The sequence below is a fragment of the cyanobacterium endosymbiont of Rhopalodia gibberula genome (genome assembly GCF_003574135.1).
GTDB lineage: Bacteria > Cyanobacteriota > Cyanobacteriia > Cyanobacteriales > Microcystaceae > Rippkaea.
This window is the reverse complement of the sequence record NZ_AP018341.1, coordinates 335,373-348,869: the sequence shown is the minus strand read 5'-3', so window position 1 is coordinate 348,869 and position 13,497 is coordinate 335,373. Positions and strand designations below refer to the sequence as shown.

7 protein-coding genes and 1 pseudogene are annotated in these 13,497 nt (G+C 35.7%); 1 reads left to right on the top strand and 7 read right to left on the bottom strand.

The features are described from left to right. Positions 1-1,053 precede the first annotated feature (1,053 nt). Both RGRSB_RS01115 and RGRSB_RS01110 read right to left on the bottom strand, forming a co-directional pair. Positions 1,054-1,845, bottom strand: coding sequence for an alpha/beta fold hydrolase (locus tag RGRSB_RS01115; protein WP_119259467.1), 792 nt, complete (start codon positions 1,843-1,845; stop codon positions 1,054-1,056). Positions 1,846-2,019: 174 nt separating this feature from the next. Beyond that, on the bottom strand, positions 2,020-2,199 hold the full coding sequence (locus RGRSB_RS01110; protein WP_119259466.1) for a hypothetical protein: 180 nt from the start codon (positions 2,197-2,199) through the stop codon (positions 2,020-2,022). A gap of 944 nt (positions 2,200-3,143) precedes the next feature. On the opposite strand from RGRSB_RS01110, the gene RGRSB_RS01105 reads away from it, so the two are divergent. Next, entirely contained in the window at positions 3,144-4,514 is a 1,371-nt protein-coding gene (locus RGRSB_RS01105) for a UDP-N-acetylmuramoyl-tripeptide--D-alanyl-D-alanine ligase (protein ID WP_119259465.1), read from the top strand. Between the two features lie 46 nt (positions 4,515-4,560). On the opposite strand, the gene ppk1 is transcribed toward RGRSB_RS01105, so the two are convergent. The 5 genes and pseudogenes from ppk1 to RGRSB_RS01080 all read right to left on the bottom strand — a co-directional run bounded on the left by ppk1 (position 4,561) and on the right by RGRSB_RS01080 (position 12,533). Next, entirely contained in the window at positions 4,561-6,747 is a 2,187-nt protein-coding gene (gene ppk1 / locus RGRSB_RS01100) for a polyphosphate kinase 1 (RefSeq protein ID WP_119259464.1), read from the bottom strand. Positions 6,748-7,948: 1,201 nt separating this feature from the next. Beyond that, positions 7,949-8,692, bottom strand: coding sequence for a peptidylprolyl isomerase (locus RGRSB_RS01095; RefSeq protein WP_119259463.1), 744 nt, complete (start codon positions 8,690-8,692; stop codon positions 7,949-7,951). Positions 8,693-8,723: 31 nt separating this feature from the next. Then, positions 8,724-9,271 (bottom strand): annotated as a pseudogene (locus RGRSB_RS01090) (photosystem I assembly protein Ycf4). Between the two features lie 53 nt (positions 9,272-9,324). Next, entirely contained in the window at positions 9,325-10,995 is a 1,671-nt protein-coding gene (locus RGRSB_RS01085; protein ID WP_119259462.1) for an acetolactate synthase large subunit, read from the bottom strand. A 170-nt stretch (positions 10,996-11,165) separates the two neighbouring features. After that, on the bottom strand, positions 11,166-12,533 hold the full coding sequence (locus RGRSB_RS01080) for an NAD-dependent succinate-semialdehyde dehydrogenase (RefSeq protein WP_119259461.1): 1,368 nt from the start codon (positions 12,531-12,533) through the stop codon (positions 11,166-11,168). Positions 12,534-13,497: the final 964 nt, after the last annotated feature.

Genomic DNA, 13,497 nt, shown 5'->3' with positions numbered 1-13,497 from the left:
GTTAATATGAACAATGGTACAAATATTAGATATCACACCCTTACTAGTACTGTTATTGGGACAAAGCGTTATCAAAATAAAGATGGTTGTTATGCTTTCCTTAAAAAACTAATAAAAGGAAAGAAAAAGTTCCTTGAGACACTCACACAAGTTATTAACTTTGTTGATTTACATAGGTCAAAACAAAGATTTTAAATGATACCAACACATGAAAATTACTATAATGATAAGCCTTGTTTCAGGTTATAAAATGTATTCGGCTGATATGGCAGACTTTTGTAAATTTACCATATTGCCCCCACTAGTTATTATCAAGTAGCCATTCAATGATGACCTAGTCTCGCGCAAAGTTAGCTTATCTATAATTTTGCTGAGAAGCTATTGACTATCTAGACATGGGAGCTTTAAGACAAGTATCAGGGATGAGTGATTCTAGATTTTCGTATCCTAGTTTGAATAGGTTAATTCTTGATGAAGATTATATTTTTTTATTGTCTTTTGATGGATTAAGTAATTATGTTCACGTTGAGCAGTGCTAAAATAGCAAAATTTTTCCTATTGTGCGAGGAGAATCCGATATTTAATGATAAAAGAGGAGTGATTGTATTGACAGTGGTAACTAAGCGGAATAAACATGATGATAATACCACTATTGCTGTTGTTTTAGTTAGAGTGTAATTTATCCTTGATAATCAAACAACTTCTCTTTCGGTAGTTGTAATTAAAAAGTCTATATCTAGTCCACTTTGACACGAATATATCAAAATAAACCCTTTTAAAATAAAAGAAATGCCTGGTACAGAGAACTTTCACTTTTGAACAATTAGATTTTAATGTAAAAATCTGAGTTGGTATCACAGCTTATTATCCTGTTACTGTCGGTCATGGTTTCAGAGTTAATAGTGGTCGCAGCAGTTGCATACCTTACAAGACTATCTCATAAACCTAAAAGTGCTCAAATTCTTATCGAACCTTTGGATATTTCTCCTCCCTAATGTTTTCTTGATATTAAGATATCCAATAATGACTAGGAACTAATAAGTCCTATCAGCCTTATTGTTCATGGGCTGTTGTTTTGAGTGGTAAAAAATTATACTTTTGAAGTAGTTTAGTTAAATCAACTTCAGTTTCCAATAAACAAGCATGTCCACTATCAGGCAGAACTACTAAGTTACTATTAGGTAAACAGCTGACTAATCGTTTCCCTTCAGCGACAGACGGTAATAGATAATCGCTATCACTAGCGACGGTTAGAATAGGTTGAGTTAACTGTTTTAATTGTGCTTCATCAACGTTGAAATCTCGTAACAACCTCAGTCGATAACTAACTACTAATGGAGGAACTGACTGCATCGCTTTTAGTAAAGCATTATAATCCTTTGTTTCCATTCTGCCTAAAGCTGCTAAAAAGGGTAAAAATCCTAGGGTTGAAGTTTGATGTAGAATGTCTGGCACCCATTTAATTAATTCACTTCCCCAACTTAATAAAGGACGTTGTGTAAAAGATGAAGCAGGATTGATTAAAATCATTTTTTTGATTAACTCAGGAGACTTCAGAGCAAGTTTTATCGCTAAACATCCTCCAAAAGATTCTCCACATAAATAAACAGAGGAAAATTGAGAATGATGCTTGAGTTCTTTTTCAATTAAGCTAATGGTTTGAGAAACTAAAGTATTCCAGTTGCTACAATCATCTCGGGGAATTGATAAACAACAAACCTTAAAAAATTGACTCAATTTTTTAACTTGTCGATGTAGCAACTTCCCTGTTCCATCCATTCCTGGTAAATAGATAAATAAAGGAATTTCTGGTGATGTTGAGGATTTTGGATAAAGTAACCTCATTGTCGACTGTGTAGGGTTGATAATCAGTTAGACTTTCCCAGATAGAAAACTTTAAAATCATAGCAAACTTTTCCTTATTCTGAACAGAAGAAGGGATTAAAAATATCGTCAAAGTCAATTATGTTCTCTAATGTTGTTATAACCTAACTCGATTTCATTTGAATGCAATTTTATTTAGATTAGAGCAGTTAAATCCACTTTTCCAAAAGGAAAAATACTACTGCCTTTAATCAAAGTATCAATGTTTCTAGTAACTCCTAAACCAGACACCATATCAGTAAAAACATAGTCTTCCAGCCACCGGCTGCTTTTAACGACAAGAAGATTTAATAATTGACTCGATATTTGTATCATTAAAAATTCATTGGGTTATTCATTGGGCTTTTGATAGTTGTATTCAGTTAGAGCATTTTGGAAGAGGTTATGGAAAGTTTTTTGAATCAATCTTTTGTATATTGAAAGTTATAAACGGATAATCAAATACTCATATATATCCCATTGAAATTGTTTAAGAATTTGGTTAAAAATAATTTGAGTTATGAAAGTCTGTCTCATGACTTTTCTAACTCAAATTGTTTCAAAGCAGAACTTAGCTCTATTGAAAGCGTAGAATTTTGGATTTGACAAATAAATATTTTAGTGTCGTTAACCAAATTCTAGGAAGTGGTATTAGTTGAGCCATCCCAACCTTATAAGTAAAATTCTGTATCGTGCTTGATACGTACATCGTCTGTCGATAAAAAATAATTTTAGAAATAATGAATAACAATGGACGAGATTGCTGACGGATTAGTTAGTTGTTGGTGCTTTTAGGATTAATCATGTTCACTAACTGTTGAAATTTAGTAAATATAATAAATTTACTAAAGTTTTTAACTAGAAAGTAAATTTAATTGGTGGCATAGCAAAAACCACTACAAAATTCCGCTAAATTTTCAAACAGACTGATTAGGTTAAGAATATAATCTTATGGTTGATGCTTTATCTACCAACGGTTGATTACTATATAATAGTAACAATTCAGGAAATAGCCGAACAGCCGCTCAGGAGAATTAATTTGTAAATAACCTGCTTGTTAAATTATCTCTATTACTGATTCAGAACATTTGAAATTAGATAGTTATTGTGATAACATTAAGCTTTCTAACATGATTTAGATACCAATTAGATTTATTAAATTTACTATCACAGTATCCTAACTATAGCTAAAGCAAGATATATACTAAAGTGATTTATGGTACTGTAACATAACCAAATTTTAGTTCATTTTTGTGATAAAAGAGTTTAAGTTAAATATTATGTCATTCCAAATTTATCTCAGTAACTTTTTTGATTTATTTGAAAGTAATTTAGACAAAGTTTTTGACTTTATTTTTGATGAAAAAGCTAAAGGAATCAATACAGATAGCCGCTTAATTGAAAAAGGAGAAGTATTTTTAGCATTAAGAGGAAGCAATTTTGATGGGCATAAATTCGCAGAAGATGCAATAGCAAAAGGAGCAGTAGCTCTGATTGTGGATCACTATTTACCAGTAAATTTAAGCAAGAAAATACCACAGTTTAAAGTCAAAGATACTTTAGTTGCTTATCAACAAATTGCTCATTGGTGGCGTAATCAAGTTGATATTCCTGTGATAGCTGTCACAGGTTCAGTTGGCAAAACAACTACAAAAGAATTAATTGCTGCTGTCTTGAGAACACAGGGGAAGGTACACAAAACTCAAAGTAATTACAATAATGAAATTGGTGTTCCTAAGACTTTATTAGATATAACAACTGATCAGAATTATGTGGTGATTGAAATGGGCATGCGAGCTTTAGGGGAGATTGCTTTACTGACTCAAGTAGCCCGTCCTACCATTGGACTGATTACAAATGTGGGAACAGCTCATATTGGGCGACTAGGCTCAAAAGAGGCAATCGCCCAAGCCAAGTGTGAATTACTAGCTCAAATGTCTAAAGATGGACTTGCTATTCTCAATCACGATAATACTCTTTTAATTCAAACGGCAAAGAAAGTTTGGTCAGGAAAAACCATTACTTATGGGCTTGAAGGAGGAGATATAATGGGAAAATTAATTGATTCCCAAACTTTACAGGTAGAAGGAATGAATTTCCCTCTACCGTTACCAGGTCGTCATAATGCTTTAAATTATTTAGGGGCTTTGGTTGTAGCCAAATGTCTGGGTTTCGATTGTACTCCTTTAACTCAAGGAGTTGAGGTTTATTTACCTGAAGGACGTTCTCGACAATATCAATTGTCAGGTGACATTATCATTCTTGATGAGACCTATAATGCTGGATTAGAGTCTATGAAAGCGGCTCTAAATTTGTTGAAAGAAATTCCTGGCAAACGACATCTAGCGATTCTAGGAACTATGAAGGAATTAGGAGAACAATCAACACAATTCCACCGTGAAATTGGAAAAATGGTGAAGGAGGTGGAGGTTGATCATTTGTTAGTGTTGGTCAATGATCCTGAAGCAGAGGAAATTATCCAAGGCGCACTAGGTGTTATCACTGATTGCATCTCTACCCATCAGGAACTCATTGAACGATTAAAAGAAATTGTCGAACCGGGTGATCGCTTACTTTTTAAAGCCTCTAATTCTGTCGGATTAAACCTAGTGGTAGAAAAGTTTCGGGAACAGTTAATGGTTAAATCATAGACTGTCTATTGGCTTTGTTGCGCTTCATAACAAAGGACAATAACTGTTAACCTCTATGTTCAGTTATTTCTTTATGTTGACTGTTTAATGCCATTTTCATGAAAATTTCGTGCGCACCCTGTTCTCGACAATTTTCCCCAGGATGTCTTTGAATATAACTACCATCAGACTGTAATTCCCAAGCGTGACGATTATCGGCTAGCATAATTCCCAAGATTTCTTGTAATTCTTGCATAATTGATGGATCCTCAATAGGAGTTATGGCTTCAACCCGACGAGAAAGATTACGAGTCATCCAGTCTGCACTCCCGATATATATTTTTTCTTCTCCACCATTATGAAAATAAAAAATTCGTGAATGTTCTAAAAAGCGACCTATAATGCTAATAACGTTAATATTGTCACTAATACCTTTAACTCCTGGACGTAGACAACAAATTCCCCGGACAATCAAGTCAATTTTTACTCCTGCTTGGGAAGCTTCGTAGAGAGTTCTAATCATCTGGGGATCAACTAAGGCGTTCATTTTAGCTACAATGCGGCTACTTTCTCCATTTTTACAATTTTCTGCTTCACGATAAATCATTTCTATCATGCGATCACGCATATTGACGGGAGCAACTAACAATTTTCGGTAGGATTTCTGACGAGAATATCCTGTGAGAAAATTAAATAAATCTGTTAAATCAGCCCCCAGTTCTTCTCGACAACTTAATAAACCTAAATCGGTGTATAGTTTAGCAGTTTTATAATTGTAATTTCCTGTTCCAATATGGACATAACGCCGAATTTTATTATTTTCCTGTCGCACTACTAAGACTACTTTAGTATGGATTTTGAGTCCCGCTAATCCATAAACAACATGGACTCCGGATTGTTCTAAGCGTCGCGCCCAAAGAATATTATTTTCTTCATCAAATCTAGCTTTTAATTCTACTAAAGCTGCTACTTGTTTACCATTTTCTGCTGCCGCAATTAAAGCATTGACAATAGGAGAATCGCCAGAAGTACGATACAGAGTTATCTTAATTGTTAAAACATTAGGGTCATAAGCAGCTTGGGTAATAAATTCTTCAACAGAAGCACTAAAAGAATAATAGGGGTGATGAACTAACAAATCAGAATTGCGAATTAGGGAAAAAATATTCTCTCCTTCCTGTTGGATTATGCCATCCTCACTGTCATTAACAACTTGTTTGATTCGTTGTAAAGGATCAGGAATAACTGCACTCCAAGGTTTCTCTTTAAGATCAGGACGAGGAATGAACATAAAATAAAATAAGTCTTTGAGTCCTAGTAATCCGTCGATATGGTAGACATCAATTTCATCTAAAACTAAATCTTTTATCAGTCGTTCCCGAATGTTACTGGGAGTAGAAGCATGGATTTCTAAACGAACTGCAGATTTACCTACATGACGTTTGCGAAGTTCCTGTTCTATGGCTAATAAGAGATCATCAGCTTCATCCTCTTCCACCGATAAATCCGCATTGCGAGTTAAACGAAAGGGATGACATTCTTGTACAATCATTCCTGGAAACAAAGCCTCCAAGTTATGGGCGATCACTTGTTCAAGAGGAACTCCTGTCCAGATAGCAGTCTGCTCATCTTCTTGATGGCGTAGTTCCTTAGGCAATGCGACAAAACGGGGAAGCACTTGAGGAACTTTAACTCTTGCAAAGTGTTCTTTTGCCGTGTTAGGTTCACGAACTACAACTGCTAAATTTAGACTTAAGTTGGAGATATAAGGAAAAGGATGACTCGGATCAACTGCTAATGGTGTTAGTACTGGAAATATATAATCATCAAAATATTGATGGAGATAAGTACGTTGTTCTTGATCGAGATCGACATAGTTGATTAAGTAAATTCCTTGAGCAATTAAAAGATTTTTGAGGGTATATTCAAATAGATGATCCTGCTGTCTAACTAGGGGACGAAGACGATCACCAATATCAATTAACTGTTGAGAAGGAGTACGACCATCAGGAGTTAATTTACTTACACCAGCAGCTACTTGTTGTTTTAACCCTGCTACACGAACCATAAAGAATTCATCAAGGTTAGAGCTAAAAATTGCGGTAAATTTTAGGCGTTCTAGAAGTGGAGTTCGTTCGTCTAATGCCTCGTGTAAAACTCGATAATTGAATTCTAGCCAGCTTAGTTCTCGATTAAAATAGTATTGAGGATCTTTAAGGTTAAAGATATTGTTGACTACATTGGCTTGGGACATAATTTTCTAAAGTACACAGAAGACACACAAACTAATTTTGGTATAGGAGTTATTGCCTTTGATTTTATATTAAACTTGTTCTCTCAACGTCATATCTATAATCAGGAGCGCTTAAGTGTAACTTAAATTAAGAAACAACAAAGTTAATGATTATCTGAAATAATAACCCTTAACAATAAAAACCACCAATAGTTATTTTAAAATAATGGTAGAAAAAACTAGTCTATTTTATTCTCATAAATCAAGAAAAGGTTTTTTTGCAAAAAAATATAAGCAATCAGTTAAGCAAAAAAGTCAACAAAATTATCTTGAATACTTCGGTGTGCTAAATGTTCAGTCCAAGAGATAATTTAAGGTTTGTCGTCAACCATTTTAATTTAAAAATATCTATGTAATAGAATTTTATAAATCAGTTTAACTAAGCTTTCTCTTCATCTTTTGTATATGACAAGTAGTTGCTTGAAGTCCTTTTTAATATAGCTTTCTAAAGGACTTTTGAACAATGATGTATAATACAGAACCATCTAGTCTCTCAAGAATAGGGTATACCCTATTCTTGAGAGACTAGATGAAAGATTTCTGTCGAAGTAGAATCGATAAAACTGATTTGCGTAGTTTAGATTTTACAAATCTATGAAAACAGCACGGCGATGTCATTGTCTAAGATATAAGTCCACAATACAATCGTAGCTAATCAAATTAAGAAATGCTTTCTTGCAATAAGAAATAAACCGTGATGTATAAAATGTTTAAACAGTTCAATATCCTAACTTAGGAAAAATGATTTCAATGGACGTTAATTCATCTTTTCTAGAACAAGAACGCTATCTTTCCTCTCTAATTAATATTGTTAATTGAGAAACAGTAATGATAATTCCGTCCAAATTTTCAATGGAAGTTATCCGAATCACAAAATACTCCGGTAGGATTAGGGCGGGATTTTATCTACATAGCACCAGACTTGAACAAATGCCGTTTTTACCATAGCTCTACTGTCTACTCTTTCTGCCCATAATTTTCTGTCACTTTAAAACATAAGGATCCTGCAAATTAGCAATAGCGTAGTCGCGGGCTTTCAGGAACTACGGTCTGTTAAATAAGCCAACGGACTCAAACTCCAGGACTATTTTACACTCGGTCTTACTAAAGCTATCATCAACGAGTCATTCAAATCAGCATTTGAGTATTAAAATTTTAGGAATTATTGTTTTAGGTTTTCTAATCCAAAAATTACTTTAGCTGAATCAATATGATCGCCCTGTTTAAGTCCATCTACAGTATTCATTCCTTCAGTGACATAAGCAAATACAGCATAGTCTCCATCAAGAAAAGTTAAGTCTGACAGAGCAAAATAGAATTGGGAAGAGGCAGTATCAGGCATTTGAGAGCGAGCCATGGCTACTGCCCCACGGGTGTGGGGCAGTACTACAGGTTTTTTAAGAGAAGCTCCTTGTCGACCTAGAACCCTACCATAGATAGGTTTTTTATCTCCTTCGAACTTAATCTCAAGGGGAATGTAACGAGTTTTCTTTGTATCAGGATCAATAAAACTACCGGTTCCAGTTCCTTGGGGATCTCCTCCTTGGGCAACGAAAGGTTGGGGTTCTTTAACTACCCGATGGAAAGTTAATCCATTGTAAAAGCCGCGGTTAACCAAATCAACGAAGTTTCCGGCGGTGACGGGGGCATCTTTTCCATTGACTTCAATCGTAACGGAAGAGCCCTTGATAATCATTTCTACTATTGCTTTGCCTTCAAGTCTAGGAACATAATTGTCCATATCTAATTGATTCCCTTGACCAGTCAGCATTGATCGAGTTGAGTCTTCGCTAGTATTGGCATCAGAAGAAGTCGCCGACGGATTAGAACATCCCGTTAAAAGTAAACCACTAACTAAAACTAAACAAGCTAAAATAGTTGACCAACGCTGTAGTAAGTTTTTCATTTCAATTTTCTAATATTAGGGTTGGCAATTATTATAAGCCCTGGAGGGGAAACCCCAAAAAACAAGCTAATTCAGCTTCCTGGTTTTCTAGTTTTGAAAGAGAGATGGATTATTCTGTGCGAGTCGAGGAATTTTTCTACATTGCTTCAGCCGTACATAGAGTTTTTGTTTGACATTTAACCCTTATTAAACATCAGTTCGTATAGCTTGGATATCTTTAAATTTGATACAATGATTTTTGCTAGAAAAACCCTGGCGAAATATGGTTAATTGCTCTATTTCCTTATTGAATTCGTTATAGCCTCCTCCAATGTTTAAAATGATAGTAAACCAGAGACAGATTTCATAAACCGAACCTGCAATCCCATAGAATAGAAAAGTTATTTCTTGAGGAATAGATTGAAGTATATTAATGTTGCTAACGACGAAGAGACTAATCCTAGAATAGCTTGATAGTACAGTTAAAAGAAAACTAATTTCCCCTACTAGGGCTACCATTTCTCACCAAGTATTACTGAAGTGACAAGACCATAAAATTTCCAGACGAAAAATACCGTTTGTCATGATAGGTGGATTCATAAAGTGATTTTACAATAAAAGCTCAGTGTACTTTACTAGAAAAATAGCGGTTTTTAATCTCTTCTTGAGTTGGCTATGCCCATCTTAGATTTTAAATCTCCTGACTTTTGGGAGAAACGAATATTTTCACCATAATCAACGGGACAATCAATAACTGCAGGAACATCTTGTTCTAAAGCAGTCTTTAAAATAGGAATCAAGTCGGCTGCCGACTCAACCCGATATCCTTTTAATCCCATACTTTCAGCAAATTTAACAAAGTCAGGATTGCTAAATCTAATAAAGGCTGATTCTCCAAACTGGTTAAGTTGTTTCCATTCTATCAATCCATAACCATTGTCATTAAAAATCAAGGTAACAAAAGAGGTTCCGACTCGTAAAGCAGTTTCCAATTCCTGACAATTCATCATAAATCCGCCGTCTCCTGTAACGGCTACTACTTTCTTATCAGGGTGAACCAATTTAGCGGCTATCGCCCCCGGGATAGCAATCCCCATGGCAGCAAATCCGTTAGAAATCAAACAGGTATTTGGAGTATCACAGTGATAATGACGGGCAATCCACATTTTATGCGCTCCCACATCAGAAATCACAATATCTTTCGGACCCATCACCTGACGCAAATCATAAATAATCTTTTGTGGTTTGATGGGATACCCCTCATCATAAGCATACTGTTTATAATCAGCGACAATTTCCTTTCGTAAACCTGTCACAACCTCTGTTGATTTTCCTTGGCGATCAGCCCGTTTTAGGATATCCATCAAGGAATCAGAAATGTCACCGACTACTTCTACTAAAGGAATATAACTGCTATCAATCTCAGCCGCTTCCATGCCAATGTGGATAATAGGGGTTGTCCCCTCAGGGTTCCATTTCTTAGGAGAATATTCAATTAGGTCGTACCCCACGGCTATCACTAAGCTGCACTTTTCAAAGGCATAGCTAATTAAATCCCGTTGCTGTAACCCTAAAGTCCATAAGGCTAAGGGATGAGTATAAGGAACTACCCCTTTGCCCATGAAGGTATTAACCACTGGAATATTTAAGGTAGTGGCGAATTCTGTTAACGCTTCACTGGCCTGGGCCCGAATGGTTCCATTTCCCACCAAAATTAAGGGGTTTTTGGCTTTAGAAATAGCCATGGCCGCTGAATTTAAACTACGATAAGAAGCGTAGGTTTTTTCCTGACTATCCCGCTTAAGAGGATGCCCAACAGCAGGCATCGCGGCGATATTTTCCGGTAAATCAATGTGAACTGCCCCCGGCTTTTCACTTTTAGCGATTTTAAATGCTTTTCTAGTAATTTCAGGTGTAATACTAGGACGAACAATCTGTTTGTTCCATTTGGTTACTGGAGCAAACATAGCTACTAAATCTAGATACTGATGGGACTCAATGTGCATACGATCAGTTCCCACCTGTCCTGTGATAGCCACTAATGGCGCGCCATCGAGATTAGCATCAGCTACTCCTGTCATCAAATTGGTTGCTCCTGGGCCAAGAGTCGATAAACATACTCCTGGATTTCCCGTCAATCGTCCATATACGTCAGCCATGAAAGCTGCTCCTTGTTCATGACGAGTAGTGATAAATTTGATCGAAGAATGCTTCAATGCTTCGAGAACATGAAGATTTTCTTCCCCAGGAAGTCCGAAGATGTATTCTACTCCCTCATTTTCTAGACATTCAACCAGTAATTCAGCTGTTGTTGGTTCCCCCATAATTTCTATCCCCAAGATTGATGAATCATTTTAGTATGAGTGATCTCTGAATAATCTTTTCCGAAGGGAAGATATTTTTTGAGAACTTCCTTCGGACTTTATAACAGTGGAATGTTTATTCAAACTAGCTAAAGATACTTGGTGTAAACTGCTCAGTGTGACCACATTAATCACTTAATCCAAATAGTTTTTACGTTAACAAATTCTCGAATACCTTGGATACTTAATTCTCGCCCGTAACCTGATCGCTTGATGCCCCCAAACGGCAATCGAGGGTCAGATTTGACAAGTCCATTGATAAAGACGCATCCAGCTTCGATCTCTTCGACTAATCTTTCTTGTTCTGCAGGATTGTTAGTCCAACCACTAGCTCCTAACCCAAAGACGGTACTGTTAGCTAATTCAATAGCTTCGTTTATATCTTCAACATGAAAAAGCAATGCAACAGGACCAAAGAATTCATCGCTATAACCCGGAGAATCTATAGGAATATTTTTTAAAATAGTTGGAGGATAGAAGTTTCCAGGACAATCGTGATCGGGTTGGCCACCAACTAAAATCTTAGCTCCTTTTGTTACAGTTTCTTTAACTTGTTGATCAATATCTTGAAGAATTCTAGGAGTGGCTAAGGGACCAACGTCTATTTCTTCTGACATGGGATCACCCATTTTCAGGGCTTGAAACTTTTCTACCAAAAGTTGTTCAAAACGATCAGCTACTGACTCGACTAGGATAAAGCGTTTTGCGGCAATACACGATTGTCCATTGTTAATCATCCGGGCGGTAACCGCAGCAGTGGCAGCGGCTTCAATATCGGCACTGTCTAAAACAATGAATGGATCACTCCCCCCCAATTCCAATACGGTTTTTTTTATATTTTTACCGGCTGTAGATACAAAACTAGCCCCGGCCGGTTCACTTCCAGTTAAAGTTCCAGCTTTGACGCGCTCATCAGCCATAACAGCTTCGACCTGGGAAGCTTCTATTAGGAAGGTTTGAAATACTCCTGCCGGAAATTTAGCGGCTTTCAAAATCACTTCAATGGCTAAGGCGCATTGAGGGACGTTGGAAGCATGTTTAAGGATACCTACATTACCTGCCATTAAGGCGGGTGCCGCAAAGCGAAAGACTTGCCAAAAAGGAAAATTCCAGGGCATAACTGCTAAAATTATACCCAGAGGTTGATAGCGAACAAAGCTACGACTAGCATTGGTAGCTACCGGAACATCTTTGAGAAATTCAGAGGCTTTTTCAGCATAAAAACGGCAAACAAGGGCACATTTTTGAGTTTCAGCAATTGCCTCTTTGATAGGTTTGCCCATTTCTATAGTTATTAGTTTGGCAAATTCGCGATAGTCCTTTTCTAGAATGTCAGCAGCGTTGTTCAACCATCGACTTCGTTGTGCCATTGTCGTTTTACGATACTCCTTAAAAGTTTTGTCTGCTAGGGCAAGTTTGGCTTCAATTTCTGAGTCTGTCAGTGGTTCAAAAGTTTTTAAGGTTTTTCTTGTTGTTGGGTTGATTGTGGCGATACTCATAATATTTTCTCCATCCCTATTGACTGGAGTGACTTTAACTTTATGTCCTTGCTTCAGTGTGCTGTTTATCTGTTGACTCAAACGATATTCTTTGTGAATTTTTAAACTCTATGCTCTTAAAAAACTTTCTGTGTCTAGCCTTATGGTCTAAATTTTTAATATTTAGATACATTACGAACATTACTTTATTCAAGATTGACATTCGAAACTTTAGCATCGTTACAGATGAATTTCAGGAACTGACCGCAAAGTATTTAATTATTTTTGGTTACTTAATATGTTTGGTAGGTAGTTTTGTTAAATATTTTTTTTCTAAAATAATTTACCTAGCTTTAACTCCTATAAACGCCATTATATTAGGATTGTCTAATATTTTTTTATACCATTAGTAATGGTTTCAGGTAAAAAGAAATTAGCCAATAATTCATTAACATCATTCTTAATTATTTTTTTAATAGGGGCAGTATATTATCCTATAATTAGACATCCAGTAAACATAGCCTATAACATTGACTAAGACAGAACATAAGAAAATGCTAAATAGATATGAACAAAGGATACTTGGAATACTTTTGAATAGTAAGAATAGGGTAGTATTCTCGTAAAATAAAGGCGTGATAAGTCTAAAGAAGGAATTTCTAAAATTAATTATTTATAGGTCTTTTAACCTGAGAGTACTCGCCGATAAGCAACTAGATTTTGTTGTATAAAAATCACATGAGAATTGGGTTTTTATTTTTATAAAATGGTAATAGTTTCTATAAACTGAGGAACCACTCAATAGGGCTTCATTTCTCTCGATACATAAGTAATAAATTTATCTGTTTCTGATAAATACTAGATTTATACCTTGATTTTGCCTTTATAGATTTTTTCTAAAATCTATAAAAAGCCTAGAATATTGTTCTTTGTTGACTTTTAGGTTCAAAAATAACTTGATTTTTTGTTTTGGAATAAAGTTTTT